This window comes from Pyxidicoccus fallax, assembly GCF_012933655.1.
GTDB classification, from domain to species: domain Bacteria; phylum Myxococcota; class Myxococcia; order Myxococcales; family Myxococcaceae; genus Myxococcus; species Myxococcus fallax.
This window is the reverse complement of the sequence record NZ_JABBJJ010000001.1, coordinates 68,382-95,058: the sequence shown is the minus strand read 5'-3', so window position 1 is coordinate 95,058 and position 26,677 is coordinate 68,382. Positions and strand designations below refer to the sequence as shown.

General features: G+C 70.8%; 22 protein-coding genes and 1 tRNA gene. 14 read left to right on the top strand and 9 right to left on the bottom strand.

Annotated elements, in window-relative coordinates; translation table 11 throughout:
- Positions 1 to 377: 377 nt before the first annotated feature.
- The 4 genes from HG543_RS00360 to HG543_RS00345 all read left to right on the top strand — a co-directional run bounded on the left by HG543_RS00360 (position 378) and on the right by HG543_RS00345 (position 3,973).
- Positions 378 to 1,061 carry a response regulator gene (locus tag HG543_RS00360; protein WP_169342603.1) on the top strand — a complete coding sequence of 228 codons (684 nt, stop codon included), beginning with the start codon at positions 378 to 380 and terminating at the stop codon, positions 1,059 to 1,061.
- A gap of 8 nt (positions 1,062 to 1,069) precedes the next feature.
- Positions 1,070 to 2,431, top strand: a complete 1,362-nt coding sequence (locus HG543_RS00355; RefSeq protein WP_169342602.1) for a sensor histidine kinase — start codon at positions 1,070 to 1,072, stop codon at positions 2,429 to 2,431.
- A 12-nt stretch (positions 2,432 to 2,443) separates the two neighbouring features.
- Positions 2,444 to 3,397 carry a metallophosphoesterase family protein gene (locus tag HG543_RS00350; protein ID WP_169342601.1) on the top strand — a complete coding sequence of 318 codons (954 nt, stop codon included), beginning with the start codon at positions 2,444 to 2,446 and terminating at the stop codon, positions 3,395 to 3,397.
- A 75-nt stretch (positions 3,398 to 3,472) separates the two neighbouring features.
- Positions 3,473 to 3,973 carry a histidine phosphatase family protein gene (locus HG543_RS00345; protein ID WP_169342641.1) on the top strand — a complete coding sequence of 167 codons (501 nt, stop codon included), beginning with the start codon at positions 3,473 to 3,475 and terminating at the stop codon, positions 3,971 to 3,973.
- 4 nt (positions 3,974 to 3,977) lie between these two features.
- Here the strand turns inward: HG543_RS00345 and HG543_RS00340 are convergent, their stop codons facing one another.
- The 6 genes from HG543_RS00340 to HG543_RS00315 form a co-directional block, all read right to left on the bottom strand.
- A complete protein-coding gene (locus HG543_RS00340) occupies positions 3,978 to 4,430 on the bottom strand; it encodes a DUF1634 domain-containing protein (RefSeq protein WP_169342600.1) in 453 nt (150 codons plus the stop codon).
- A complete protein-coding gene (locus HG543_RS00335; RefSeq protein ID WP_169342599.1) occupies positions 4,427 to 5,269 on the bottom strand; it encodes a sulfite exporter TauE/SafE family protein in 843 nt (280 codons plus the stop codon). Before HG543_RS00335 ends, HG543_RS00340 begins: the two co-directional genes overlap by 4 nt.
- Before the next feature lie 96 nt (positions 5,270 to 5,365).
- On the bottom strand, positions 5,366 to 6,109 hold the full coding sequence (locus HG543_RS00330) for a carbonic anhydrase (protein WP_169342598.1): 744 nt from the start codon (positions 6,107 to 6,109) through the stop codon (positions 5,366 to 5,368).
- Entirely contained in the window at positions 6,106 to 7,650 is a 1,545-nt protein-coding gene (locus HG543_RS00325; protein ID WP_169342597.1) for a SulP family inorganic anion transporter, read from the bottom strand. Before HG543_RS00325 ends, HG543_RS00330 begins: the two co-directional genes overlap by 4 nt.
- Positions 7,651 to 7,824: 174 nt before the next feature.
- Positions 7,825 to 9,168, bottom strand: a complete 1,344-nt coding sequence (locus tag HG543_RS00320) for a sigma-54-dependent transcriptional regulator (RefSeq protein WP_169342596.1) — start codon at positions 9,166 to 9,168, stop codon at positions 7,825 to 7,827.
- Positions 9,165 to 10,814, bottom strand: a complete 1,650-nt coding sequence (locus HG543_RS00315) for a sensor histidine kinase (protein WP_169342595.1) — start codon at positions 10,812 to 10,814, stop codon at positions 9,165 to 9,167. The genes HG543_RS00320 and HG543_RS00315 overlap by 4 nt, the downstream gene beginning before the upstream one ends.
- Before the next feature lie 151 nt (positions 10,815 to 10,965).
- On the opposite strand from HG543_RS00315, the gene HG543_RS00310 reads away from it, so the two are divergent.
- The 10 genes from HG543_RS00310 to HG543_RS00265 all read left to right on the top strand — a co-directional run bounded on the left by HG543_RS00310 (position 10,966) and on the right by HG543_RS00265 (position 20,214).
- Complete coding sequence (locus HG543_RS00310) at positions 10,966 to 11,655, top strand: response regulator (RefSeq protein WP_169342594.1); 690 nt, start codon at positions 10,966 to 10,968, stop codon at positions 11,653 to 11,655.
- Between the two features lie 162 nt (positions 11,656 to 11,817).
- Positions 11,818 to 12,639, top strand: coding sequence for a phosphate ABC transporter substrate-binding protein (locus tag HG543_RS00305; RefSeq protein ID WP_169342593.1), 822 nt, complete (start codon positions 11,818 to 11,820; stop codon positions 12,637 to 12,639).
- A gap of 41 nt (positions 12,640 to 12,680) precedes the next feature.
- The gene (pstC, locus tag HG543_RS00300; protein ID WP_169342592.1) at positions 12,681 to 13,691 is read left to right on the top strand and encodes a phosphate ABC transporter permease subunit PstC; all 1,011 of its coding nucleotides are present in this window, start codon (positions 12,681 to 12,683) and stop codon (positions 13,689 to 13,691) included.
- Positions 13,688 to 14,599 (top strand): phosphate ABC transporter permease PstA, encoded by a 912-nt coding sequence (pstA, locus tag HG543_RS00295; RefSeq protein ID WP_169342591.1) that lies wholly within the window; start codon positions 13,688 to 13,690, stop codon positions 14,597 to 14,599. The genes pstC and pstA overlap by 4 nt, the downstream gene beginning before the upstream one ends.
- A gap of 42 nt (positions 14,600 to 14,641) precedes the next feature.
- Positions 14,642 to 15,385 (top strand): phosphate ABC transporter ATP-binding protein PstB, encoded by a 744-nt coding sequence (pstB, locus tag HG543_RS00290; protein ID WP_169342640.1) that lies wholly within the window; start codon positions 14,642 to 14,644, stop codon positions 15,383 to 15,385.
- A gap of 29 nt (positions 15,386 to 15,414) precedes the next feature.
- The gene (phoU, locus tag HG543_RS00285) at positions 15,415 to 16,101 is read left to right on the top strand and encodes a phosphate signaling complex protein PhoU (protein ID WP_169342590.1); all 687 of its coding nucleotides are present in this window, start codon (positions 15,415 to 15,417) and stop codon (positions 16,099 to 16,101) included.
- Between the two features lie 138 nt (positions 16,102 to 16,239).
- A complete protein-coding gene (locus HG543_RS00280) occupies positions 16,240 to 17,460 on the top strand; it encodes a glycosyltransferase (protein WP_169342589.1) in 1,221 nt (406 codons plus the stop codon).
- A gap of 80 nt (positions 17,461 to 17,540) precedes the next feature.
- A complete protein-coding gene (locus HG543_RS00275) occupies positions 17,541 to 18,374 on the top strand; it encodes a metallophosphoesterase family protein (protein ID WP_169342588.1) in 834 nt (277 codons plus the stop codon).
- Between the two features lie 97 nt (positions 18,375 to 18,471).
- Positions 18,472 to 18,852, top strand: a complete 381-nt coding sequence (locus HG543_RS00270; RefSeq protein ID WP_169342587.1) for a response regulator — start codon at positions 18,472 to 18,474, stop codon at positions 18,850 to 18,852.
- 78 nt (positions 18,853 to 18,930) lie between these two features.
- Positions 18,931 to 20,214 carry a hemolysin family protein gene (locus tag HG543_RS00265; protein WP_169342639.1) on the top strand — a complete coding sequence of 428 codons (1,284 nt, stop codon included), beginning with the start codon at positions 18,931 to 18,933 and terminating at the stop codon, positions 20,212 to 20,214.
- A gap of 79 nt (positions 20,215 to 20,293) precedes the next feature.
- Here the strand turns inward: HG543_RS00265 and HG543_RS00260 are convergent, their stop codons facing one another.
- The 3 genes from HG543_RS00260 to HG543_RS00250 all read right to left on the bottom strand — a co-directional run bounded on the left by HG543_RS00260 (position 20,294) and on the right by HG543_RS00250 (position 26,630).
- A complete protein-coding gene (locus HG543_RS00260) occupies positions 20,294 to 25,792 on the bottom strand; it encodes a fibronectin type III domain-containing protein (RefSeq protein ID WP_169342586.1) in 5,499 nt (1,832 codons plus the stop codon).
- A gap of 352 nt (positions 25,793 to 26,144) precedes the next feature.
- A complete protein-coding gene (locus tag HG543_RS00255; protein ID WP_169342585.1) occupies positions 26,145 to 26,357 on the bottom strand; it encodes a hypothetical protein in 213 nt (70 codons plus the stop codon).
- Positions 26,358 to 26,556: 199 nt separating this feature from the next.
- Positions 26,557 to 26,630 (bottom strand) — tRNA-Arg (locus tag HG543_RS00250).
- Positions 26,631 to 26,677: the final 47 nt, after the last annotated feature.

Below are 26,677 nucleotides of genomic sequence, written 5' to 3'. Positions count from 1 at the left end.
ACGAAGATGTCACCCCTCCGTCACGCGCCGTGGCGTGCCCTTCGTGGATCCTCCGAATAACGCTTTGATAGGGTCGATTTGATGCACGGGCAGCAGTGTTGGTCGCGCGGGGCGGTCCTCTTTCCGGTGGTGGGCCTCGGTGGCCTCCCGGGGCGGACGCGTCCCTCCGAGCCCCTGCCCGTCCTCTCGCGGCCCGACCCGACGCACCCGGCACCCCGCCCGCGCCTGAGCGCCGGGCGCGTGGCGGACAACTATCTCCCAGCGGTCAATGCCGGGAACCCCGCGGCGCGCGCCGCCGCGTCCCGGGCACTGACCGACGAGGATTGTGAGCCGCCCGGCCCTCCCCGGGCGGACTGGACATCGAGAGGACTCCATCCATGTCGCGCATCCTGATCATCGAGGACGAGCAGGACCTCGCCGGCCTCGTCGAATACAACCTGCGGGCCGCGGGCTTCGAAACGGAGACGGCGAACACCGGCGCGGGCGGCATGGCCAAGGCCCGGGCGCAGCCGCCGGACCTGGTGCTGCTGGACCTGATGCTGCCGGACATCGCGGGCGGCGAGGTCCTGCGGATGCTCAAGCAAGACCCGGAGCTGCGCAAGACGGCCGTCATCATCGTCAGCGCCAAGGGCCAGGAGTCCGACCGTGTCCAGGGCCTGGAGCTCGGCGCGGACGACTACGTCGTGAAGCCCTTCTCCGTCCGCGAGCTCCTCCTGCGCGTCAAGGCGGTGCTGCGCCGCTCGGACGCGGAGGAAGGCCCGGCGGCGGTGCTGTCCGCCGGGGACATCTCCCTGGACACCTCGCGCCACCAGGTGCGCGTGAAGGGCGAGGAAATCGTGCTCACCGCCCTGGAGTTCCGCCTCTTGCGCACGCTCCTGGAGCGCAGCGACCGCGTGCAGACGCGTGAGGTGCTCCTGTCCGACGTGTGGGGCATCCAGGCGGAGATCCACACCCGCACCGTGGACACCCACATCAAGCGGCTGCGCGAGAAGCTGGGCCCCGCGGGCGACATCATCGAGACGGTGCGCGGCGTGGGCTACAAGCTCAGCCCGCAGCAGTAGAGCCCGCCATGCCCCTGCGCTCCACTCTGCTGCCCCTGCTGATGCCGGCCGCCGTGGTGGCGGTGCTCGTCGCCGTGCTGGACACGCCCGGCGCCGCGCTGGCCGCCGCGCTCGTCACCCTCGCGGGCTCGCTCATGGCCCTGGGGGTCAGCCGCGGCGCCCTCCAGCGGCAGCTCGACACGCTGGCCCGCCACACGCGCGGCCGCGCCGAGGGCGGCCTGGGCGCGCCGGCGCCGGACCCGGAGCGGCTGGAGGAGGTGGCCTCCCTCGAGGGCGCCATCGACACGCTCCACACCCGCCTCACCGAGCGCAACGCCGTCCTCACGCAGGAGGCGCGCACCCTCACCGCCGTGCTGGACGGCATGGCCGAGGGCATCTGGGTGACGGACGCCGAGGGCACCGTGGTGCGCCACAACGACGCGCTCCGCGAGCTGCTCCAGCCCGCCGCCGGCACCATCATCGGCCAGCGCCCGCTGGCGCTCGTGCGTGACGACGTCCTCAACGACGCCGTCATGCGCGCCTGCCGCGAGGGCGCCTCCACGCGGCTGGAGCTGACGCTGGAGGGCCTGTTCCCCCGCACGCTCGCCATCCGGGTGACGCCGCTGGGCCGGGACTTGCCGGGCAGCGCCGCCGTCTTCCACGACGTCACCGAGCTGCGCCGTCTGGAGAAGGTGCGCAAGGACTTCGTGGCCAACGTGTCCCACGAGCTGCGCACGCCGATTACCGCCATCCGCGGCTACGCGGAGACACTCCAGGGCGGCGCCCTCAATGACCGCGTCATGGCGCCGAAGATGGTGGAAATCATCCATCGTCAGTCCGAGCGGCTGTCCGAGCTGGTGGAGGAACTGCTGGAGCTGTCGCGCCTGGAGTCTCGAGAGGTGCGCCTGACGCTCACCGACGTGTCCCTGGCGGATTCCGCCGCCCGGGCCGCCGACACGGTGCGTCCCAAGGCCGAGGGGAAGAACCAGGTCGTTTCACTGCACGTCCCACCGGACCTGCGGGCGGTGGGAGATTCACGCGCGGTGGAGCAGGTGCTCCTCAACCTGCTGGACAACGCGGTGAAGTACACGCCGGCCGGCGGGCGGGTGGACGTATACGGCGCGTGCGAGGACGGCCGGTGCGTGGTGCGGGTGAAGGACACCGGCCTGGGCATCGAGCCCAAGCACCTCTCCCGTATTTTCGAGCGCTTCTACCGGGTGGACAAGGGTCGCAGCCGGGACATGGGCGGTACGGGGCTGGGGCTTTCCATCGTCAAGCACCTGCTCCAGGCCATGAACGGGGAAGTCCGGGTGGAGAGCCAGCCGAACGTGGGCAGCACCTTCACCATTTTTCTACCCCAGGCCACTGCCGCGAAGGCGGCAACGGGATAGGATGGGGCGACCATGCGGGTCGCCATCCTCGCGGACATCCACGGCAATCTTCCTGCCTGCGAGGCCGTCCTCGAGGACATCACTCGCTCGGTGGCGCCCGACTACATCGTCGCGGCGGGAGACCTCGCGCTGCGCGGCGCCCACCCGCGCGAGACGGTGGACCTCCTCTTCGACCGCTGCGACTCGGTGCTGATGGGCAACACCGACTGCTACCTCGCGGGCAACTACCTGGGCGGGGCCTACCGCGAGCGGGACCACTGGAAGACGGAGCTGCTGCGCTGGACGCGGGACCAATTGGGTGCCGCGCTGCTGGAGAAGCTGGGCGCCCTGCCCTTCTCCGTGCGCTACACGCCGCGCAAGGGACAGGACCTCTTCGTCTGCCACGCCAACCCGCGCAACCTCGAGGAGTCGCTGGACCCCACGCTGGATGACGTGGCGGTGCGCCGCTTCTTCAGCCACCTGGACGCGGCCGCGTGCGCCTTCGGGCACCTGCACTTCCCCTACCGCCGCCGCGTGGGCCGCATGCTCATCGCCGACGTGGCCAGCGCCGGCATTCCCCGCGACGGGGATTTGCGCCCCGCCTACGGCGTCTTCACCTTCACGCCCAAGGGCTGGCGGGTGCAGATCCGCCGCGTGCGCTACCCGGTGCGCAAGGCCACCCAGGCGCTCACCGCGCGCCGCGTGCCCGGCGGCCCGCTGCTCATCCACAAGCTGGTGGAGGCGCGCTACCGCCACCACAACGCGCTGCTGGAGGCCGCGCGCCGCCACTCCGGCCTGCCCCCGCCGGTGGGCCCCGTGCTGCGCCCGCCGCCCGGCGCCACCTCGCGCAACAGCCTCGCCGCCCCGCTCGATGGGGCCCGGCCGCCTCCGGAAGTGGACCCCGGCAGCCTGCCCACGGACATGGACGGCACCGTGACGGACGCCACCCCGCTGCCGATGGACTCGGTCACCGACCTGGACGGGTAGCCGTTCGCATCTGGCCATTGTCGCCGTGCCGTTGCTTGCGCGCGGCGCCGGGCGGTGTGATTCACCGCCGCCATGATGTCCCCCCGCGAACTGCCGTTGCTGCTCGTCCGCCACGCCGTGGCCGAGGACTCGCACGTCCTGGGCGACGAGGCCCGGGCCCTCACCTCCGAGGGCCGCGCCGCCTTCCGCCACCACGCGCGCAGGCTGGCGCGCCTCACGCCGCTGACGGGCATCGTCACCAGCCCGCTGGTGCGCGCCGTGCAGACGGCGGAGCTGCTGGCCGAGGCCTTCGGCCTGTCCAGCGTGGAGGTCCACCCCGCCCTGCTTCCCAGGAAGGGCGCGCACAAGCGCATCCTCAAGCTGGCCCGCCAGCTGGGGCCGGGCTGGGCGCTGGTGGGGCACAACCCGTCCCTGGAGCGCGCCGGCGCGCTCGCGCTGGAGGGCGAGGAGCTGCCCGACAAGCTGCGCAAGGGCATGGCCCTGGCCCTGAGGCCGCTGTCGGGCGGTGGCTACACGCTCACGTGGTGGGCCAGCCCGGGCCGGCCCATCCGCCGCCCCGGAGACTCGCGGCGCTGAGGCGCTACTCCGCCGCGCCGAGGAGGAAGGACAGGCCCAGCAGGGCCAGCACCGCGGTGGTGATGGCCACGTAGACGGTGTCTCGCTGCTGCCGGAAGATGAGCAGCGACAGGCCCACCCGCATCACCGGCACCGCCATCATCACCAGCAGCCCCGCCATGACGAAGGACTGCCCGCGCGCGGCCATGGCCCCCACCACCACGTCCCGCAGGCCGTGCGGCACCGGGTGCGGCGCCGTGAGCCGCTGCAGCGCCTCCGACGAGACGAGGTAGTCCGGGTGGCGGAGGAACGTCACCAGCGTGCCCAGCGTCACCAGCGACAGGCTCAGGAGCACGCCGTAGCGCAAGAGGTCGCTGATGAGCAGCTCCGGGACGAGCGCGACGGCCTCCGCCTCCTCCTGCACCGCCGCCACCGTGGAGGACTCCTCGCGCGACACCGGCTCCCGCTCCCCGCTCATGACACCCACCCCTTGCGCAGCATCTCCCAGGCCACCCACAGCAGCACGACCACGAAGAGGCCGCGCAGCCAGGTGTTGTTCACCCGCCCCATCAGGTGCCGCGAGCCCAGCCACGCGCCCAGCGTGACGCCCACGCACACCGGGCCGGCGATGAAGGGGTCTATCTGCCCGCGCGCGAAGTACACGCCCGCGCTGGCCGCCGCCGTCACGCCAATCATGAAGTTGCTGGTGGCCGTGGACACCTTCAGCGGCAGCCGCATGGCCAGGTCCATGGCCGGCACCTTCAGCGCCCCCGAGCCGATGCCCAGCAGCCCGCTCACCGTGCCCGCCACGTACATCAATCCCAGCCCCGCCACCGGCCGGGTGACGCGGTAGGGCACCTCGCGGCCCAGGGCCTCATCCCAGTAGCTGCCGTGCAGCCCCAGCCGGTCCGCCAGCGCGTCCGCGGGCACCGGCGCCTCCTCGCGCGCGCCCATGCGCTTGAGCATGACCAGCGCCGAGTACGCCATGACGGCGCCGAAGACGAGGTACACCCCGCGCCCGCCCACGAGCCCGGAGAGGAACGCCCCGGAGAGCGCCCCCGCGGTGGTGGCCAGCTCCAGGAACATGGCCACGCGCATGTTGGCCATCCGCTCCCGGACGTACGCGGCCGCCGCCCCGCTGGAGGTGGCGATGACGGAGATGATGGACGCCCCGACCGCGTAGCGGATGTCCACCCCCAGCCCCAGCGTGAGCACGGGGATGAGGATGAGCCCGCCGCCGATACCCAGCAGCGAGCCCACCAGCCCCGCTCCCATGGAGATGCACAGGACGACGAGCGTGAAGAGGAAGGGAGTCATCGCAAGGACGCTCCCATCCTTCCTCTCCCGGGGGCTTTTTCCAACAAGAGAGGGCGGCGTATTCCGCCGCCCCCTCGCCTGCCTGCTTCCTTTTGTTCAGCGTCCGCCAGCCGCCGCGGTCAGCCGCAGCGTGACGCCATTGTGCGTGTGCTCGTCGCCGCCCGGGGCCGGCGCGCCGCCCAGCTCCCGCAGCAGCGCCTCACCCACCAGCTCGTCCATGGGGACGAAGCGGCCCAGCGCCGGACGCCAGGCGTGGACCTGGGCCGCGGCGATGTCGAACCACCACGCGTGCAGGCGGATGGTGCCCGCCTCGAGCCGCTCCTTCACGAGGGGGTACGTCTTGATGTGCTCCAGCTGCTGCAGGACGTTGAGCTGCGACAGCCGGTCGTACTCGGGCAGCCCCTCGCCCACGGTGCTGCCGTCGCGCAGGGTGCGCAGGGCGGCCTGGCCGTGCGTGAGCCAGTGCGCCAGGTTCGGCGTCTCCGGGCCCACGCCGCCCGCCAGCACGGCCTTCATCGCGCCGCAGCTGGAGTGGCCGCACACGACGATGTCCTCCACCGGCAGGTGCTTCAGCGAGAACTCCAGCGCCGCGGGCTCGGACTGGTCACCCGTGGAGTGGCCGTGGGCGTCCGACGGCGGCACGAGGTTGCCCACGTTGCGCACCACGAACAGGTCGCCCGGGTCCGTGGACACGAGCAGGTTGGGCACCACGCGGCTGTCGGCGCACGAGATGAACAGGCAGTCCGGAGACTGACCCTTGGCGAGCTTCGTGAACACGTCCCGGTAACCCGGACGCGCGTTGAGCTGGAAATCAAGCAGACCACGGATGAGCTTCTTCACTGCGCACCTCCCGAAACGAGATTGTTGGACGAGACCTGCGCGCCCAGCACCGCGCCGGACGTCCTACGGGTTCCACTGCGGCTCCAGATGTCCTCGAGCGACTCCATGTAGACCGTGCCACCCGTCTTGCGGTGGGTGTCGGCCCAGCTCTCCAGCGCCTCGTGGCCGGAGTGGTCCAGCGTCTCCAGCGAGAGGTCCAGCTCCACCTTCGAGCCCGCCGGCACCTGCGCCAGCGCCGTGGACAGCTTGGGGACGCCCACGAAGGTGAGCGCGCCCGACACGCGGACCTGGTACGTCTCACCCGCCTGGCGCACGTCCACCTTGACGCTGCCCAGGTGCCACAGGAGGCGCAGCATCGCCACCAGCAGGCCGAGGCCGATGCCCGCCAGCAGGTTGATGCCGACGACGCCGCCCACCGTGACGAGGTAGACGACCAGCTCACCGCGGCGGTTCAGCTCGCGGATGTGGTGCATGTTCACCAGCTTCACGCCCACGACGACCAGCAGGCCCGCCAGCACCGTCAGCGGCACCAGCCGCGCGACGGAGCCCAGCAGCGTGACGAACAGGAGCAGCCACACGCCGTGCAGGACGGCCGAGGCGCGCGTCTTCGCGCCGGCCGCGGTGTTCGCCGCGCTGCGCACGATGACGCCGGTGATGGGCAGGCCGCCGGCGAGCCCGGACACCGTGTTCGCCATGCCCTGCGCGAACAGCTCGCGGTCCAGGTTGGCGCGCGGGCCCGTGTGCATCTTGTCCGTGGCCACCGCGCACAGCAGCGACTCGGCGCTGGCCACCAGCGCCAGTGAGAGGACCGCGGCCGCGAACGGGCCCCAGTTCTCCGGCAGCTTCGGGGCCTGGAAGCTGGCGAACACGTTGTCCGGCAGGTCCACGCGCGCCACGTCCGCGCCCCACAGCGCCGCCACCGCGGTGGCGCCCAGCACGGCCACCAGCGGGCCCGGAATGGCCTTGAGCTTCTTCACCGGAATGACCTGCCACACCACCAGGATGCCGATGGTCAGCAGGCCCAGCAGCGTCGCCGCCCCATGCAGGTTGGCGATCTGCCCCGGCAGCTCCTTGATGTTCTGCCACGCGCTCGACTGCGGAGCGCCGCCCAGGACGATGTGCAGCTGGCCCAGGACGATGAGGATGCCGATGCCCGCCAACATGCCGTGAATGACGGCGGGCGAGATGGCCAGCGCCGCGCGAGCCACCTTCAGCCCGCCGAAAATCATCTGCAGCACGCCGGCCGCGGCCACCGCCGCGCACGTCGCGGCCAGCCCCAGCGTCTGGATGAAGCCGAACACCATCACGGCCAGACCGGCCGCGGGACCGCTCACCTGCAGCGGCGCGCCACCGAACAGACCCACCACCACGCCGCCCACGACGCCGGCAATCAGGCCGGACAGGATGGGGGCACCGGACGCGAGAGCGATGCCCATGCACAGGGGCAACGCCACCAGAAAGACCACCAGGGATGCAGGCAGGTCCGTGGCGAGCACCTGCCACGGAGTCATCGCCTTCCCAGGATTCTTCGCCTTCTCCATCACACCTCCACGAGAGGGCGCCATGACCTGGCGCACGCAGTGCCCCGGTGCCTGAGCAACATGCGTGCCGCGATGTGTCCCAGAGGGAGAGGCGCCGTCAGCCGTGTGACGGAGAGGTGAAGATGAAAGGCTTTTGAAGTCCCCGCGCCGGGGGGCTTAAAGAATCTTGAATGCCTACTCTTCGCCCAGGCGGCGGAGGAAGGTGGGATACGAGAGGCCGAGCGCCTTGGCGGCTTCCATCCTCCGGCCCTCCATGCGAGCGAGCACGTGGCGGGCGTAGAGCCGCTCCACCTCTTCCAGCGGGCGGGGCGGGCCCGGCACCACGAAGGCGTCCGGGTCCGGCGCGGCCGGCCCGGTGGCGCCCCGTGGCTCCAGCGACTGCAGCTCCAGGGCGGGCCCCGGCTCCAGCACCAGCGCGCGCTCCAGCACGTTGCGCAGCTCGCGCACGTTGCCCGGGAAGGGGTAGGTCTCCAGCCGTCTGCGGGCGGCGGGCGAGAAGCCCACCGGCCGGCGGCCCAGCTCGGCGCACAGCTCCCCCACCAGCGACTCGGCCATGGGCAGCACGTCCTCGCGCCGTTCGCGAAGGGGCGGGATGTCCACCCGGAAGACGCTCAGCCGGAAGTAGAGGTCCTCGCGGAAGCGCCCCTCGGCCACCTCGCGGGTGAGGTCGCGGTTGGTGGCCGCGACGATGCGCGCGGTGCTGTGCAGCTCGGCGGTACCGCCCAGCCGGCGGAAGGCCCCCTGGTCCAGGAAGGTGAGCAGCTTCGCCTGGAGCCCGAGCGGCAGCTCGCCCACCTCGTCGAGGAAGAGCACGCCGTTGTTGGCCACCTCCACCAGTCCGCGCCGGGCCACGCGCGCGTCGGTGAAGGCCCCTCGCTCGTGGCCGAACAGCTCGCTCTCCACCATGGTGGCCGGCAGCGCGGCGCAGTTGATGTGGACGAAGGGCCCCTGCCCCGACTGCAGCGCGTGCAGGTGCCGCGCGAGCACTTCCTTGCCCACGCCCGTCTCCCCCAGCAGCAGCACCGTGCTGCGCGGCGACGTGGCGATGCGCTCCAGCATCTGCAGCGAGGCGGCCATGGAGGACGAGCGCGGGCGCAGCAGCCGGCGCCGTCCGCCCAGCTCGCTCTCCGCCTGCCGCAGCCGCTCGTGCAGCTGGAGGTTCTCCGCGGCCCGGCGCGCGCGCAGCACCAGGTCGTCCAGCTCCACCGGCTTGGAGAGGTAGTCGCGCGCGCCCGCCTTGATGGCCTCCACCGCGCTGGCGATGTCGCCGTGCGCCGTCACCAGCAGCACGGCGGTGTCCGGGAACTGGGTGCGCAACTCCGGCAGGAAGCTGATGCCGTCCCCGTCCGGCAGGCGGCGGTCCAGCACCACCACGTCCGGCGCCTCGCGGGCCAGCGCCGCGCGCGCGTCGTGGAGCGAGTGGGCCATCGTCACCCGGAAGCCCTCCTGGCGCAGCACGGACGCGGCCAGCGCGGCGAAGGTGCGGTCGTCGTCCACCAGCAGCAGGTGCGTACTCATGGGCTTCGCTCCAGCGGGAGCCGCAACATGAAGCGGCTGCCCTGCGGACGGCGCTGATAGGTCAGGCTTCCACCGTGAGCTTCCACGGAGGCACGGGCCATGGGCAACCCCAGGCCGATGCCCTTCGCCCGCCCCGTGGCGAACGGCTCCCACAGCCGGGGCTCCAGTGTCGGGTCCACGCCCCCCGCGTTGTCCTCCACCACCAGCACGCCCATGTTGTCCTCCCGCGTCAACGTCACCGACACCCACGGCGCGGGCCGCAGGCCCGTGTCACGCGCCACCGCGCCCGCCTCCACCGCGTTGCGCACCAGGTTGTCGATGGCCGACACCAGCAGCGCCGCGTCCCCCTGCACCATCAACCCCTCCGTCAGGGCCGTCTTGATTTCCACCGCCTCGGACTCGGGCAGCAGGCTCACCGCCTGCAGCGCGTCCTGCACCAGCAGCCGCAGCTCACACGAGCGGCGCATCGCGGCCCGGGGCGAGCCGAAGGACAACAGCGAGCGCGCCAGGTGCCCCAGCCGCTCCACCTGCGAGCGCAGCGCCTTGACGGGCAGCTCGCTGCCGGCGGCCGTGTGCCGCAGCACGGACAGCGCCGCCTGGATGCCGTTGAGCGCGTTCTTCACCTCGTGGGCGATGAGCGCCGCGGCCGTGCCCAGCGCCGCCATCGTCTCCTGCCGGCGCAGCCGCTCCTCGGCCGCCAGCAGCGAGCGGTATGAGTGGCGCAGGAGGAGGATGAGCAGCACCAGCGTGCTGCTGAGCAGGACGATGTGGAAGGCGAGCTGCCGCAGGAAGCGCGTGCGCAGGTCCGCCGTGGTCGTCTCCGCCTCCAGCACCAGCAGCCGCAGCCCGCTGTCCCCCACCCACGCCACCGCGCCGACAATCTGCGTGCCCGCCAGGGCCAGCGGCCCCGGCTTCTGCGCCATCTCCCGCAGCCGCTCCAGCGTCTCCGGCGGGCCGCTCCCCTGCGACGCCGGCAAGAGGAACCGGCCGCGCGCGTCCATCAGCAGCTGCGTGGTGTCCGCGGTGGTCCGCGTGGGCAGCGCGCCGGCCCGCACCTCGCCCACGAGCACCCCGCGCAGCCGCCCCGCCGTCATCATCGGCACCGCCACCACCAGCGGCCCGCCCTCGCGCTCGAGCAGGTCGATTTCCGGCTCGTGCTTGTCCACCATCCGGCGGAACCATGGCCGGCTCGTCAGCGGCGAGTCCCCGAGCGACATCGACGGAGGGCTGCTCCACAGCCGCTCGCCGTCGGGACCCAGCAGGGCCACGCCCTCGGAGAAGAGGGACGAGTGGTAGAAGGCGCTCTCCAGCAGCGCCTGCTCCGCCGGGGAGATGCCGTCCTCCGGGAAGAGCGAGGGGTGCCCCGACACGCGCGCCAGCTCCGCCTCCAGCACCCCCAGGTGGACGCTCAGCGCCTCCGCCTGCACCCGGGCCGTGCTCGACAGGTGGGTCAGCAGCTCCTCGCGCGCGTTGCGCACGTCCTCCAGGTAGCCGAGCACCGGGCTCGTCAGCGCCACCACCCCCACCAGCGCCAGGCCGAGCAGCGCGGAGCGCCCGCCCCGCTTCTGCGCGTGCGCCAGCTCGCCGGGCGTGGGGGCCAGCGACGGAATCGGTGGAGTCGATGGGGGTGTCTGTGGGGGCTCCATGGGCGTGTGTGGGGTTATCTACACCGACCTGGGAGCACCTTCACGCCCCATCCGACAGGGCCCTCCCCGGCTGCCGCCTCCTGGACCTCACCAAGTTGTTTCAAACGCGTCACCCCCGTGAAAACAGGGCCGCGCACAGTGCGACCCCGCCATGTCCCACGTACTCATCGTCGACGACGAGCGCGACCTCGCCGAGCTGATTGACTTCAACCTCCGGGGCGCGGGCTTCAGCACCCACCTGGCCTTCACCGGAGAGACGGCGCTGGCCGCGGCGCGCGAGCGTCCCCCCGAGCTCGTCCTCCTGGACCTGATGCTGCCGGACATGTCGGGCATCGACGTGTGCCGGCACCTGCGGGCGAACGCCTCCTCTCGCGGGGTGCTCATCGTCATGCTCACCGCCAAGGGCGAGGAGTCGGACCGCATCCGCGGCTTCGAGGTGGGCGCGGACGACTACGTGGTGAAGCCCTTCAGCGTGCGCGAGCTGGTGCTGCGCCTCAAGGCCATCCTCCGCCGCAGCGGCCCCACCCAGGACCGCGCCGCCCCGCTGGCGCTCGGGCCGCTGAAGCTCGACGTCGCCGCGCACCGCTTCTATGTCGAGGACAAGGAAGTGGCGCTGACGGCGCTCGAGTTCCGCCTGCTCGAACACTTGATGTCCAGGCTGGGGCGCGTGCAGACGCGCGAGCAGCTCCTCGAGGAGGTCTGGGGCCTGTCCTCGTCCCTGGAGACGCGCACCATCGACACCCACGTCATGCGCCTGCGCGACAAGCTGGGCCCCGCGCGCACCCTGCTGGAGACGGTGCGCGGCGTCGGCTACCGCATCATGAGTCCCGCCGCCGAGTGACTCCCGGTGACTTCGTTACGCCAATGTCACGTTGAAGCCGCGAGAGGGTCACAGACGGCCCGTAGAAGCGCGCCCAACTTTGAACCCCGGGAGCACCGGGGCCCGCGCCACACCGGCCCGGGGACTTCCGCCACGTTGCCTCACCTCGGAGATGCCGCACTCATGAAGACCTTCCTCAAGTCGCTCGTCGCGGTGCTGATGGTGGCCCTTCCGGTCGCCGCCCAGGCGGGCACCGTCACCGTCAAGGGCTCGGACACCATGGTCATCCTCGGGCAGCGCTGGGCCGAGGAGTTCATGAAGAAGAACGCCGCCACCAAGGTGCAGGTCACCGGCGGCGGCTCCGGCACCGGCATGGCCGCCCTGCAGAACGGCACCACCGACATCGCCATGTCCAGCCGCGACATCAAGCCCGCGGAGAAGGACAAGCTGCGCGCCCAGTACAAGGCCGACGCCGTGGAAATCCCCGTCGCCAAGGACGGCGTCACCTTCTACGTCAGCGAGGGCAACCCGGTGACCTCCCTCACCGTGGAGCAGCTGCGCGACATCTACCTGGGCGACATCACCAACTGGAAGGACGTTGGCGGCCCGGACGCCCCCATCGTCGTCTACTCCCGAGAGAACTCCTCCGGCACCTATGTGTTCGTGAAGGAGCACGTGCTGAAGGGTGAGGACTACGTCGCCTCCGCCCAGACGCTGCCCGGCACCGCCGCGGTGGTGAACGCCGTCGCCAAGGAGAAGTACGGCATCGGCTACGGCGGCGCCGCCTACGCCAAGGGCATCAAGGAGCTGAAGGTGAAGCAGGGCAACGAGGAGATCGCCGCCAGCGCCGAGAACATCAAGTCCGGCAAGTACCCCCTGTCGCGCAACCTCTTCTTCTACCTGCGCAACAAGCCGGCCGGCGAGGTCAAGGCCTTCATCGACTTCGCCCTGTCCCCCGAGGGGCAGGCCATCGTCAACAAGGTCGGCTACTTCCCCGTGAAGTAGCGCGTCCGTCACACGAATGTCACGAGAGGCCCTGGCTCACCATGGATAGACAGGCGGTCATGCAGCAGGGTCTCGCGGAAACCATTCCAGTGCCGCGCCTCTCTCCCGAAGCGCGGCGCCGGCAGCTCCGGGAGAAGGCCATCGCGGGCTTCATCACGCTGATGGCCTTCACGGGCATCGCCGCCCTCGTCCTCATCCTCGTCTTCGTGGCCAAGGAGGCCCTGGCGCTCTTCACGGAGGCCGAGGCCCGCCACGAGGCCAGCCTCTCCAAGATGTTCCTGCCGCAGGTGGTTCGTCAGAACCGCCCGCCGGCCTTCGTGTGGCAGCCCGTCTCGGGCGTCCCGAAGGTCAGCATGATTCCGCTGTTCATCGGCACGCTGAAGACCACCGCCGTCTCCATGCTGGTGGCCGTGCCGGTGGGCGTCTTCGGCGCGCTGTACGCGGCGGAGTTCGCGCCGCGCCGGCTGCGCGAGCTGCTCAAGCCCGTCATCGAGCTGCTGGCCGGCATCCCCTCCGTGGTGCTGGGCTTCTTCGCGCTGATGGTGATGGCCACCTTCCTCCAGGACACCCTCGGCCTGAACACCCGGCTCAACGCGGTGGTGGCCGGCCTGGGCCTGGCGCTGGCCATCGTCCCCGTCATCTTCACCGTCGCGGAGGACTCGCTGACGGCGGTACCGCGCAGCTACCGCGAGGCGTCGCTCGCGCTGGGCGCCACGCCCTGGGAGACGGCCTGGAAGGTGGTGCTCCCCGCCGCGGCCCCCGGCATCCTCGCCGCGTGCGTGCTGGGCTTCGGCCGCGCCATCGGCGAGACGATGATCATCCTCATGGCCTCCGGAAACGCGGCCATCGTCTCCGCCAACCTCGGTGACTCGGTGCGCTCGCTGTCGGCCACCATTGCCGCGGAGATGGGTGAGGTGGTGGTGGGCAGCACGCACTACTCCCTCCTGTTCTTCATCGGCGTGCAGCTGTTCCTCTTCACCTTCGTCCTCAACATGCTGGCTTCCACGTGGACGAAGCGGGTCGTCAAGAAGCTGACCGGGAGCGCCTCGTGACACACGCCTCGCGCCGCGCGGTGGGGCTGGCCCTCACCTCACTCACCGGACTGGCCGCGTTCCTGATGGTGGCCATGCTGGCCCTCATCCTCCTGGACGTCATCGCCAACGGCGCCAGCCACGTCACCTGGACGTTCCTCAGCCAGCCGCCCTCGGACGGGATGATGGGCGGCGGCATCTTTCCCGCCATCATCGGCACCGCGGCCCTCACCCTGCTGATGACGCTGGCGGTGATGCCGGTGGGCGTGCTGACGGCCGTCTACCTGCACGAGTACGCCCCGCCGAACTCCCGCTTCGCGCGCTGGGTGCGCGTGGCCGTCGTCAACCTCGCGGGCGTGCCGTCCATCGTCTTCGGCCTCTTCGGACTGGGCTTCTTCATCCTCTTCGTGGGCAAGGGCATGGACCGCATGCTGGGCCACGAGGAGCTGTACTGGGCGCAGCCGGGCATCCTCTGGGCGTCGCTCACGCTGGCGGTGCTGACGCTGCCGGTGGTCATCGTCTCCACGGAGGAGGCGCTGCGCGCGGTGCCCATGGACCACCGCACCGCCAGCCTCGCGCTGGGCGCCACCCAGTCCCAGACGCTGGCGCGGGTGGTGCTGCCGGGCGCGCTGCCGGGCATCCTCACCGGCGCCGTGCTGGCCATCTCCCGCGGCGCGGGCGAAGTGGCCCCCATCCTCTTCACCGGCGCCGCCTACTTCCTCCCGGACCTGCCCAGCAGGCTCAACTCCCAGTTCATGCACCTGGGCTACCACACGTACGTGCTGGCCACCCAGTCCCCGGACGTGGAGGCCACCCGCCCGCTGCTGTATGCGACGGTGCTGGTGCTGCTGCTGCTCACCTTCGCCCTCAACCTCGTCGCGGTCATCATCCGGACGCGCACGCGCCGCAAGGCCGCCGGCGCCCACTGACGGTACGCCATGTCCCTCCAGCACTCTCCCCCGCGCTCGAAGATGGAGGCGCGGGAGCTGACCCTCCGCTACGGCACCAAGACGGCCATCAGCAAGATTTCCCTGGCCATCCTCGAGCGGCAGGTGACGGCCCTCATCGGCCCCTCCGGCTGCGGCAAGTCCACCTTCCTGCGCACGCTCAACCGGATGAACGACCTCATCCCGGGCACCAACCACACCGGGACCATCCTCCTGGACTCCATGGACATCTACGACCGCAGCGTGGACGTCGTGGACCTGCGCCGCCGCGTGGGCATGGTGTTCCAGAAGTCCAACCCCTTCCCCAAGAGCATCTTCGAGAACGTCGCCTACGGCCTGCGCGTGGGGGGGATGAAGGACAAGAACGAGCTCAACACCCGCGTGGAGAAGTCCCTGCGCGGCGCCGCCCTGTGGGACGAGGTGAAGGACCGCCTCAACGAGAGCGCCCTGGGCCTGTCCGGCGGCCAGCAGCAGCGCCTGTGTATCGCCCGCGCCATGGCCGTGGAGCCCGAGGTGCTGCTGATGGACGAGCCGGCGAGCGCGCTGGACCCCATCGCCACCGCGAAAATCGAAGAGCTCATCCACGAGCTGAAGGCGCAGTACACCATCGCCATCGTCACCCACAACATGCAGCAGGCCGCCCGCGTGTCGGACAGGACGGCTTTCTTCTACATGGGCGAGCTGGTGGAATGCGGCCCTACTGAGCAGATCTTCACCAACCCGCGTGAGAAGCGCACCGAGGACTACGTCACCGGGAAGTTCGGGTGAGCGTGCGAGCGGAAGAAGGGACACGGGAGATGCCGGCGACCCATACGGACAAGGCCTTCGAGCAGGACCTGAGGGACCTGCGCGAGAAGCTCCTCGCGATGGGGGCGAAGGTGGAGAACCTCATCGCGCAGAGCATGAAGGCCCTCACCGAGCGCGACAGCCCGCTCGCGGAGAAGGTCGTCGCGGCGGACAAGGACGTCAACCGCCTGGAGGTGGAGATCGACGAGCTGTGCCGGCGCATCCTCGCGCTGCGCCAGCCGGCCGCCAGCGATTTGCGCCTCATCACCACCGCGCTGAAGATCGTCACCGACCTGGAGCGCATCGGCGACCTGGCCGTCAACATCGCCGAGCGCTCCATGGACCTGAACCAGGTCCCCCCGCTGGCGCCCTACGTGGACACGCCGCGGCTGGCGGAGCTGGCGCAGCAGCAGGTGAAGAAGGCGCTGGACGCGTTCGTCTCCGGCGACGTGGCCAAGGCGGAGGAGGTGCTCCAGGGCGATGACCTGCTGGATGCCCTCTTCCTGAAGATCTTCAACGAGCTCCTCGCGTACATGATGGAGGACTCGAAGAACATCCGCCGGGCCACCGCGCTGATGTTCATCGCCAAGCACCTGGAGCGCATCGGTGACCACGCGATGAACGTGGCGGAGATGGTGGTCTACATGGTGCGCGGCAAGGACATCCGCCACCCGCGCAGCCGCAACCTGCCCGAGTAGGCAGGCACGACTTCACCGGGCCGTCACGACGAATTGGCCCGTGTGCCGCGAGCGCTTCGCGGGCCTGTCTCAGGCCCTCTCTAGCGTGTCTCCCAGGTCGCGCGATTGCCGCGCGCCGACTTCTGGGACTGCCCGCGAATGTTGCTCGCCTCTGGCCTCCTGCTCTTCGCCGCCCTCTTCGGCCTCATCGCCCTCATCATCCAGTACGTCCTCGTGCTCCGGCACCGGAGCGAGCCGCCCGCGCTGCTGCCCTCCGGTGCGCCCCGGCCCGGCATCTCCATCCTCAAGCCGCTGTGCGGCGTGGATGACGACCTGGAGGCCAACCTGGAGCAGTTCGCCCGGCTGGACTACGCGGGCGAGTACGAGGTGGTGCTGGGCGTGAAGGACACCCGCGACGCCGCCTACGCGGTGGCGCGAGCGGCGGTGGCCCGGTGGCCGCGCGTCATGCGCCTGGAGTTGCAGGTGGGCGAGCCGGGGCTGAACCCGAAGGTGAACCAGCTCATCACCCTGGCGGACCGCGCGCGCCACGACATCCTCGTCATCAGCGACAGCAACACGCGCGTGGGGCCGGACTACCTGGAAGAGATTGCCGCGGGCTTCGCGGACCCCACGGTGGGCTGCGTGACGCACCCGGTGGCGGGCATCGGTGAGCGGACCTTCGGTTCGCTGTTGGACAACCTCTACCTGGCCGCGAGCGCGGCGGCGGGGATGATTGCCGCCAAGCGCTTCGCCAACCAGGACATCGTCGTGGGCAAGTCCATGGCGCTGCGCCGCGAGGACGTGGACGCGCTGGGCGGCTTCTACTCCGTGCGCAACGTGTTGGCGGAGGACTACGTCATCGGCCAGTGGGTGACGCGCAAGCTGGGCCGCCGCGTGGTGGTGGCGCGCACGCCGGTGTTCAACGTGTCACTGAAGAAGGGCGTCAACGCCTTCTTCCAGCGCTACCTGCGCTGGAGTGTCATCCACCGCACGGCGGTGTCCGGGTCCACGTACGTGGCGCAGTCGCTGCTCAACCCGGTGCCGCTGGCGCTGTTGGGCGCGCTGGTGGACCCCTCGCCAACCACGGGCACCGTGGCTAGCCTGGTGGTGCTGGGCAAGGTGGTGGTGGACCTCGCCGCCTTTCGCGCGCTGCGTCCGGAGTCGGTGTCGTGGGACGCGGTGCCCGCGGTGCTCGTCAAGGACGTGCTGTTGTTCGCCGCGTGGTGGCACGGCCTCTTCTTCCGCACGGTGGACTGGCGCGGCACGAAACTGCGCGTCGCCCCGGGCACCCGGCTGGTGCCGCTCCACGCGCCCTCCCCTTCCTCGCGGCCCGCGCTCGACGCGAGCGACGAGCTGTTCGCGGGTGATCTCGCGAGCTGACGCGTGGCTGTTGCACACGTCTTGCACTTCATTCACCGTCAAGCCCTGATGCGGACGCGAACAATGCCTATCTCCTGGGCATGGCCCTCCGCACGCTGGCGCACTTGTCGGATCTGCACCTGGACCTGAGCCCCGAGAGCGACGCCTCGGCGCGCGCGCTCGTGGACGCGCTCCTCGCCGACGACGTGGACCACGTGGTGGTGACGGGAGACCTGACGCACCAGGGAGCGAAGGCGGAGTACCGCCGCTTCCGCGAAATCTTCTCGCCCTTCCTGGACACCGGGCGCCTCACCTTCATCCCCGGCAACCACGACCGGCCCAGCGACGATGTCGGCGCCGGGTGGATGGAGGGAAACAAGGTTCGCACCGTGGAGACGCCGGGCCTCTTCCTGGTGTGCGTGGACTCCACGGGGCCGCACAACCGGAACTACTTCAACAGCCACGGCACGCTGTCCCACGCGGAGCTGGACGCGGTGGACGCGGCGCTGGAGGCCGCACCGAAGGACGCGGTGGCGGCGGTGCTGGTGCACCACCACGTGTTGCCGCTGCCCGAGGAGAGCTTCCCGGAGCGGCTGGCCACGCTGCTGGGCTGGCCCCACGCGGCGGAGCTGTCCCTGGGCGCCGAGTGGCTCACGCGCCTGCGGGGCCGGTGCGACCTGGTGCTGCACGGGCACCGGCACCAGCCGCGCGAGCGGGTGTTGGAAGGCGCCGGGGGCCGGCTGTTGCGCGTCTACAACGCGGGCAGCTCCACGGAGCTGGGCCGCTTCCGGGTGTTCCGACACGAGGCCGGCCGCCTGCTGGGAGAGCCAGAGTGGAGGCGCTCGGCGGTGCCCGAGCAGCCCCGCTCGGCGGCCCATAACGTGCGGCCGGCGCTGCAGTACCTCGTCGCCCAGCTCGGCATCGCGCTGTTCTAGCGCCTGTCCGCCCGCTTGCCCGTCGGGCGCCGTTCTACCGCCCGCCGCGAATGAGGACGGACTTGAGCGGCGTTCACCTCCTGTCGGGGGAGGATTATTGGCGAGACTCGCAACGGACGAAGGCACGCGAAGGGTCCTGGTCGTCGATGACGACGCGGACTGGCGGGAGTTTCTCCGCCTCAGTCTGGAGGACCTGGGCTACGAGACGACCGAGGCCGCGGATGGACAGGAAGCCCTGGAAACGCTGAGGCGCGGGGACCGCTACGGCGTCATGCTGCTGGACCTCAACATGCCGGGGATGAGCGGCCTGGAGGTGGTGGAGCGGCTGCCACGCGGCCCGCACCCCCGCATCGTGTTCCTCACGTCGGCGGCGGCACAGGACGTAGGCAGCGCCCTTCTGTCCGGCCCCCACTACTACCTGCCAAAAGGCGCCAGCCGGGACCAACTGTCGCTCCTCTTGCAGTCACTTGGGGAGTGAGCAGCCGGCCGGTTGCGGTTAGGGTAGAGGGCCCCTGAGAGGAGGGCCATTATCGTCACCGAGCTCGTCGTCATCCTGCTGCTGGTTCTCGCCAACGGTGTCTTCGCCGGGGCGGAGCTGGCGGTGATCTCCCTGCGGCGCACACGGCTGCGGGAGCTGATTGACGAGGGCAGCGCCTCGGCGAAGGCCGTGGAGAAGCTGCGGGGTGACCCCGAGCGCTTCCTCGCCACGGTCCAGATTGGCATCACCGTCATCGGTGCCACGGCGGCGGCCTTCGGTGGCGCGAGCATCGCCGCCCGCTTGGGAGGCGTGCTGGCGGGCCTGGGCGTCCCCGAGCAGCAGGCGGACGACGTCGCCCTCGCGGTGGTGGTGGCGTTCGTCTCGTATCTGTCACTGGTGCTCGGGGAGCTGGTCCCCAAGTCGCTCGCCCTGCGGGCCGGCGAGCGGTACGCGCTCCTCATCGGCCGGCCCCTGCATGGGCTGTCCTGGCTGATGCGGCCGGTGGTGTGGTTCCTCACGGCCAGCTCCAACGTGGTGCTGCGCCTGTTCGGTGACAGGACGAACTTCACGGAAGGGCGCCTGTCCGCGGAGGAGCTGCAGCAGCTGGTGGAGGAAGCGGCGAAGCAGGGCACGCTGGACCCTCACGCGGGGGAGATTGCCTCGCGGGCCTTCGAGATGGGCGAGCTGACGGTGGGCGAGCTGATGGTGCCGCGCGAGCACATCGTCGCCCTGCGGCGGCACGCGAACGCGGACGAAATCCGCCAGGTGCTGCTGGAGCACGGCCACTCGCGCATGCCCATCTACGAGGGGACGCCGGACAACATCGTCGGCTACGTCATCGCCAAGGACCTGCTCGGCGTGGCGTGGGAGGGCAACCTCATCGTCCTCGAAGACGTGATGCGGCCACCCTTCTTCCTCGTGGAGACGATGCGCGCCATGGACGCGCTGAAGGAACTCCAGCGGCGGCGCATGCAGCTGGCCGTCGTGGTGGACGAGCGCGGCGGCGTGGTGGGGCTGGTGACGGTGGAGGACCTGGTGGAGGAGCTCGTCGGAGACATCCTCAGCGAGTCCGAGACACCGGAGGAACTGGTGCGGCGCGAGGGCCCCACCACCGCGGTGGTGCTGGCCTCGGCGTCCCTGCGCGACGTCAACCGCGAGCTGGGCCTGGAGCTGGACGAGGACCAGGATTACTCGACGGTGGCGGGCCTGTGCATTGCCCTGGCGGGTGGCGCCATTCCGGAGCCGGGCACGCGGCTGAAGGCCGACGGCGGCCTGGAGCTGGAGGTGCTGGACTCGTCACCCCGCCGCGTGCGCACGGTGCGCTTCCACCTGCCTCAGCCCGCGGAGCAGCCGCAGGCGTGAACGGGGCGTGGGCCTGAAATGAAGAAGGCCGGATGCCCGCGTGGAGCATCCGGCCCTCATCACCCCATGGGGCTGACCATCAGAAGCAGGCCTGGGGCAGGACGAAGACGCCGTGCGTGGTGTTGGAGCCGACCAGGTCCGGGCTGCTGTCGCCGTTCATGTCGGCCAGGAACATCGAGGCGCTGGTGGACGTCGTGCTCGACGGGAAGGTGTCCCCCGTCGTAGCGAACGTCCCATCCCCCAGACCGAGGAGGATCCACACGCGTCCGCCTCCATTGTTCGCCGTGTCGGTGAAGCTGACCAGGTCGATGCGACCGTCCCCGTTGATGTCACCCGCCACGCGTCCCAGCTGGCCCACGGGCTCGGCGCTCACGATGGCCGCGCCAAAGGTGCCATTGCCAGTGTTCGGGAGGATGCGCAGGCTGCTGGTATCGGAGACGGCCAGGTCCGGCCGCCCGTTCCCGTCGTAGTCGCCCACCGTCAGGCTCCGCGCGTTGATTCCCGCGGGAATGAGCTGGGAGGCCTCCAGCGTGCCATCGGCGCGGCCCAGCTTCAGGACCACCGTGGCGCTGTTGCTGTTCCGCCCGATGACGTCGGCGCGTCCATCTCCGTTCACGTCGGCCATCTCGACGAAGTTGACGGCGGACCCCGCCGGATGGACCGCCACCGGCGCGAAACCTCCCGCCGCCGTTCCCAGGAAGAGGGAGATCTGGGCCGTCCCGGAGGAAACGGTGGGCACGGCGAGGTCCTTCAGCCCGTCCGCATTGATGTCGCCGACGCCAATGGCTCCGTCGACGACGAAGCCTCCCGCCGCGTGGTCCACCCGGGCACCGAACGTCCCGTTGGCTTGCGCCAGGAACACGGAAATGGAGTTCGCCGACCCGTTGCTCACGACCACGTCCGCCCGGCCGTCCCTGTTGAGGTCATTGAGGGTGACTCCGGTGCTGGTGGCCGGGCCCGTCAGGGCGGGGGCGCTCGTCAGCGTCCCGTCGCCATTGCCCTTCCAGACGTTCACCGTCGAGCCGTTCGCCGACACCATGTCCATGCGCCCATCCATGTCGAAATCGCCCACCGCGGAGGAGAACGCCGCCGGGCCGTAGGAGAGCGCGGGCCGCTCCAGGGTGCCGTCCGCCCGCCCCCAGGCGATGTCGAGGGCATCCGTCATCGCGAAGGAGGACGCCGAGGCGCGAAGCATCGCGATGTCGGGGAAGCCGTCACCGTCGATGTCCCCCACCCCGTGGCGAATGAGTCCCGCCATGCCCACGTAGGCAACCGCGGCATCGAAGGTGCCATTCGCCCTGCCGCGCAGCACGGCGAACGAGGCGGAGCCGCTGTTGATGACGGCCACGTCCGGCGAACCATCCCGGTTGAAGTCCCCCAGGGTCAGCGCGGTCGCCGCGACACTCCCGACGGAGTACCTCACGACCGCCCGGAAGGTGGCATCTCCGTTGTTCAGCAGCACGTCCACGGTCCGCTGGGTGCTGTTGAGCACTGCCACGTCCGGGGCGCCATCCGCGTTGAAGTCGCCGATGGCCATCGGCGCATCGGTGCTGCCCGCGGTGTAGGAGGTGCTCGCGGCGGTCAGGTGCCCCTGCCCATCTCCCAGCATCACGACGATGCGGCCTCCGCCGGAGAACACGACGTCCGCCCGCCCGTCGCGGTTGAAGTCCCCCACGCCGAAGTTGACGCCCACGCCGGTCGCCGTGGAGGCGATGTGCGCCTGGAAGGTGCCATCTCCGCGACCCGGCAGCACCCAGAGCTGCCCGTTGGTGTTCGCCGGGCTCATGACCAGGTCCAGCCGGCCATCTCCCGTGAACTCACCCAGCGCGAGGTTGCGCGGGCCGGAGGAGGCCTCCGTCGTCACGGCCGCGCTCAGCGTGCCGCCCTGCTGGGCCAGCCGCGTCACGAGGGTGGGGCTGACGGTGATGGAGCTGCCCGCCACCACGTCCTGACGCCCATCCCCGTTGAGGTCGCCCAGCAGCAGCCGGTCCGCGACGATGGGCATCGGGTAGTTCACGCCCCCCTGCAGCCGGCCGCGACCCGCGCCCTGCCGCACCTGGAGGACCGGCACGTCCGGGCGCTCGTTCGTCGCGAGGATGACGTCCGCCCGCCCGTCCCCGCTCACGTCGTGCACCAGGAGCGTATCGGCGTCGAGGGCCGAGGTCAGCGACAGCCCCGGGAAGCCGGTCTCCTCACACGCGAGCTCGAACGTCGTCGCGGTCGAGGCGGCCGGCCCCTGCCCCGCGGCATTGAGGGCGCGCACGCTCAGCAGGTACCCGGAGGCCAGCGGAAGGCCCACGAGGCTGGTCCCGGTCGCTGGAGCCGGCACCCGGTGGGTCGTCCCTCCCGGAGAGACGGTCACCACGTACTCGGTGATGGGAGAGCCGCCATCGGTCAGCGGAGCTGCCCACCGGATGGCCACGGTCCCCCCGAAAACGGCGGCCCGGACATTCAGGGGCGGCCCGGGCGCGATCGCGGGCGTCGCCGTCAGGGCCGCGGTGGCCGCGCCGGTCCCCGCCTCGTTCATCGCCGCCACCGTGAAGGTGTAGCTGGTGCCATTGGTGAGTCCGGTGACGGTGCCGCTCGTCGCGGTGAACGTCGGGGTGGCCACCACGGCGTTGCTGCCGCCATGGCGCACCGTCACCGCGTAGCCGGTGATGGCGTTGCCGCCGTTGTCCGCCGGCGCGTTCCAGGCCAGGGCCACCTGCGAATTGCCCGAAGTGGCCCTCAGGTTCGTGGGCACGCCGGGCACCGTGCGCGGCGTGGCAATCACGGCGGTGGACTCTGGCCCGTTGCCGACGGAGTTCGCGGCGGACACGGTGAAGTTGTAGGCCGTGCCATTGGTGAGCCCCGACACCCAGAGGTTCATCGCGGAGGTGGTCTGCGTGCTGAGGACCGACCCGCCCTGGCGGACGCGTACGGTGTAGCCGCCGATGCCGCTGCCCCCCGTGTCGGCGGGCTCGCTCCACGTCAGCGTCACGCCTCCATTGCCGGGAGAGGCCACCACGTTGGCCGGCGCTCCCGGCACGGTCCGCGGAATGAAGGCGACCTTCAGGCTCTCCCAGCCCGTGCCGGCGGCGTTGGTGGCCGCGACCGTGACGTCGTAGTTCACCCCGTTGGTCAGCCCCGTCACCGTGGCGCTCGTCGTGGTGAACGACTGCGTCCTCACCACGGTGGTGCCCTGATGGATACTCACCACGTAGCCCGTCACCGGGCTGCCGCCATTGTCCGTGGGCGCGCTCCACGTCAGCGACACCTGCCGGTTGCCCCCGGTCGCCACGACGTTCGTCGGCTCACGCGGCACCGTGCGCGGCGTGGCGCTCACCGAGGTGGACACGGCGCCCGTGCCCGCCACGTTGGTGGCGGCCACGGTGAAGGTGTACGCGGTGCCGTTGGTCAGCCCCGTCACCGTGGCGCTCGTCGTAGCGGACGTCTGCGTGCCCACCACCGTGGCCCCCTGTCGCGCCGTCACGGTGTACCCCGTGACGGGGCTGCCGCCGTTGTCCGTGGGCGCCGCCCACGTCAGCGACACCTGGCCGTTGTCCGGAGTCGCGGCCAGCCCCGAGGGCGCGGCCGGCACCGTGCGCGGTGTCGCGTTCACGGGAGTGGAGGCCGCGCCCGTGCCCGCCACGTTGGTGGCGGCCACGGTGAAGGTGTACGCGGTGCCATTCGTCAGCCCCGTCACCGTGGCGCTCCTCGTGGAGGAGGTCTGCGTGCCCACCACCGTGCCGCCGTTGCGCACGGTCACCACATAGCCCGTCACGGCGCTACCGCCGTTGTTGGACGGAGCGAACCAGGTGAGGGACACCTGGGCGGCGCCAGGGGTGGCCTCCAGGTTCGTCGGCGCGGCCGGCACCGTGCGCGGCGTGGCGCTCACCGAGGTGGACGCGGCGCCCGTGCCGGCCACGTTGGTGGCGGTCACGGTGAAGGTGTACGCGGTGCCATTCGTCAGCCCCGTCACCGTGGCCTGGGTCTGGTTCCCAGCCACCTGGACCGTACGGTCACCGGGCTGCGCCAGGACGGTGTAGCCGGTGATGGCGCTGCCACCGTTCGCGGGGGCCGTCCAGCTCACTGTCACCTGACCCTCGCCCGCGGTGGCCTGCAGCTGCGTGGGCGCTCCCGGCACGGTGCGAGGCGTGGCGCTCACCGGCTCCGAGGGCAGGCCCGTGCCGACCGACGTCGTGGCGGACACGGTGAAGCTGTAGGCCGTGCCGTTGGTCAGGCCCGTCACCGTGGCGTTCGTCGTGGTGGCGTCCTGCGTCCTCACCACCGCGCCGCCGCTGCGCACCGTCACCACGTAGCCGGTGAGGGGGTTGCCACCGTTGTCCTGGGGCGCCGTCCAGGTCAGCGACACCTGCGTGTTGCCAGGGCTCACCGCCAGGCCCGTCGGAGCGCCGGGGAGCGACTGGGGCACCGCGGAGACGGGGGAGGAAGCCGCGCCCGTCCCCACGCCGTTCGTCGCCGTCACGGTGAAGCGATAGGTCGTCCCGTTGGTCAGCCCCGTCACGGTGAGGCTCGTGGCGGAGGTCTCCCGCGTCTCCACCACGGTGCCACCTGCTTCGACGGTGAGCGTATAGCCGGTGACGTCACTGCCGCCGTTGTCATCCGGCGCGCTCCACTCGACCAGCGCCGACCTGTTGCCCGCGGTCGCCCGGACCTGCGTGGGTGCGCCGGGCACCGTCCTGGGCGTGGCGAACACGGGCTCGGACGCCAGGCCGGCTCCGGTGCCGTTGGTGGCCGTCACGTGGAAGGAATACGCGGTGCCGTTGATCAGCCCCAGCACCGTGAAGCTCGTCGTCGTAGAGGACTCGGTGCGCACGAGGACTCCGCCAGCCGACACGTGGATGGTGTAGCCCGTCAGGGGACTGCCGCCATCATCGGCGGGCGCGCTCCACGTGAGCGCCACCTGCCTGTTGCCCGGAGTGGCCTGCACGGCCGTGGGCGCGGAAGGCACCGCGAGCGGCGTGGCGGACACAGGGCTGGAGGCCGGCCCCGCTCCGGCCTCGTTCCTGGCCGCCACGGTGACCGTGTACTCCGTCCCATTCGTCAGCCCCGTCACGGTGGCCCGGGTCTCGTTCGCGGACACCTCCTGCGAGTGATTCCCGGGCTGCACCGTCACGGTGTAGCCGGTGATGACGCTGCCGCCCGTCTCGACCGGGGCGCTCCACGTCACCACCAGGCTCCGGTTGGCGGGCGTGGCAGTGACTCCGGTAGGAGCCGCTGGAACCGTCCGGGGCGTCACGACATTCGAAGGCTGCGACGTGCCGCTGGTGCCCAGCGCGTTCGTCGCGCTCACCGTGAAGGAATAGGGCATGCCGTTGGTCAGCCCCGTCACCGTGACCTGCGTCTCGGTGGTGTTCTGGGTCTTGAGCTGCGAGTCCAGGAACAGCGTGGTGACCGTATAGCTGGTGATGGGGCTGCCACCGTTCGCAGGCGCCGTCCATCTCACCGTGGCCTGGCCATCGCCCGCGGTGGCGGTGACCGCCGTGGGGACTCCTGGCGTCTGGAGCGTCGGACCGGCATCTTCGGTGCCGGCGTCACCCGTGCCGGCATCCACCCGCGTCCCGGCGTCAGGCACCGGATCTGGCGTGTTGTCCGGCGAACTTCCACCGCCGCATCCCCAGGCCAGCATCCACAGGACCAGGGCTACCGAAAAAGCTCCTGAACGACCTCTCATCAGAAATTCCTCCACCAGCGCGCCATGGCGAATACCCAACACGAGAGGTGAAGCACAAGGGCAGGCAGGCTCGGATTTCGCGCCCGGACTTCCGGGTGGAACCGCTGGGCGATAGGCGGACGCGCGAGAGAGAGGATTCGAGGGGTTTGTCCTTCGTGACCCGGGGCGTATCCCCTCGTCCCCCTGGGATTCGCCCCTGACCTTCATCACCCGGTGATGTCAGTTCTTGTCGTTGTGCGTCCGGCGCCCCCCTTCACCGGCCGCGCCGCGAACCGCGTGGCCTCGACAGCTCGCGGTAGAGCAGGAAGCACACGAACGCCACCAGTCCGAGGGCAATGAGGACAATCACATTGACCAGGTCAACCGTCGGCGACCCCACCCAGTCGCGGACCGTCGGGATGAGCTGCTGGGGCACCTGCTGCGTCTCGACGTGCTGGGGAGTGGCCTTCTGGGGAGCAGCCTTCATCGGGGAATCCTCCGGTGATGCCGCCCCTTCTGCAGGGGCGGCGATACCGGAGGCCCCGCATACGGGACCGAATGGTTGGCTCACAAGGGCAGCAGCCCGGGGGGGGGGCCGCCGCGCACGGCTCACAGCCAGACCTCAGGAACAGCGAAGCCCCGGAACCGGTGGGAGGAACTCCCAACGATTCCGGGGCTTTGCATTGCGCGCGATAGAGGATTCGAACCTCTGGCCTTTGGCTCCGGAGGCCAACGCTCTATCCAGCTGAGCTAATCGCGCAGACGGCCGGAAGCGGGGAGACAAGTAGCCGAACTCCCTCGCTGACG

Coding starts and splice junctions, on each gene's coding strand:
- HG543_RS00350 (WP_169342601.1), top strand. CDS start 2,444: ATGCGGGTCGCCATCCTCGCGGACATCCACGGCAATCTTCCTGCCTGC.
- HG543_RS00340 (WP_169342600.1), bottom strand. CDS start 4,430: ATGAGCGGGGAGCGGGAGCCGGTGTCGCGCGAGGAGTCCTCCACGGTG.
- HG543_RS00355 (WP_169342602.1), top strand. CDS start 1,070: ATGCCCCTGCGCTCCACTCTGCTGCCCCTGCTGATGCCGGCCGCCGTG.
- HG543_RS00360 (WP_169342603.1), top strand. CDS start 378: ATGTCGCGCATCCTGATCATCGAGGACGAGCAGGACCTCGCCGGCCTC.
- HG543_RS00345 (WP_169342641.1), top strand. CDS start 3,473: ATGTCCCCCCGCGAACTGCCGTTGCTGCTCGTCCGCCACGCCGTGGCC.
- HG543_RS00255 (WP_169342585.1), bottom strand. CDS start 26,357: ATGAAGGCTGCTCCCCAGAAGGCCACTCCCCAGCACGTCGAGACGCAG.
- HG543_RS00325 (WP_169342597.1), bottom strand. CDS start 7,650: ATGGAGAAGGCGAAGAATCCTGGGAAGGCGATGACTCCGTGGCAGGTG.
- phoU (WP_169342590.1), top strand. CDS start 15,415: ATGCCGGCGACCCATACGGACAAGGCCTTCGAGCAGGACCTGAGGGAC.
- HG543_RS00320 (WP_169342596.1), bottom strand. CDS start 9,168: ATGAGTACGCACCTGCTGCTGGTGGACGACGACCGCACCTTCGCCGCG.
- pstC (WP_169342592.1), top strand. CDS start 12,681: ATGGATAGACAGGCGGTCATGCAGCAGGGTCTCGCGGAAACCATTCCA.
- HG543_RS00335 (WP_169342599.1), bottom strand. CDS start 5,269: ATGACTCCCTTCCTCTTCACGCTCGTCGTCCTGTGCATCTCCATGGGA.
- HG543_RS00305 (WP_169342593.1), top strand. CDS start 11,818: ATGAAGACCTTCCTCAAGTCGCTCGTCGCGGTGCTGATGGTGGCCCTT.
- HG543_RS00315 (WP_169342595.1), bottom strand. CDS start 10,814: ATGGAGCCCCCACAGACACCCCCATCGACTCCACCGATTCCGTCGCTG.
- HG543_RS00275 (WP_169342588.1), top strand. CDS start 17,541: ATGGCCCTCCGCACGCTGGCGCACTTGTCGGATCTGCACCTGGACCTG.
- HG543_RS00280 (WP_169342589.1), top strand. CDS start 16,240: ATGTTGCTCGCCTCTGGCCTCCTGCTCTTCGCCGCCCTCTTCGGCCTC.
- pstB (WP_169342640.1), top strand. CDS start 14,642: ATGGAGGCGCGGGAGCTGACCCTCCGCTACGGCACCAAGACGGCCATC.
- HG543_RS00310 (WP_169342594.1), top strand. CDS start 10,966: ATGTCCCACGTACTCATCGTCGACGACGAGCGCGACCTCGCCGAGCTG.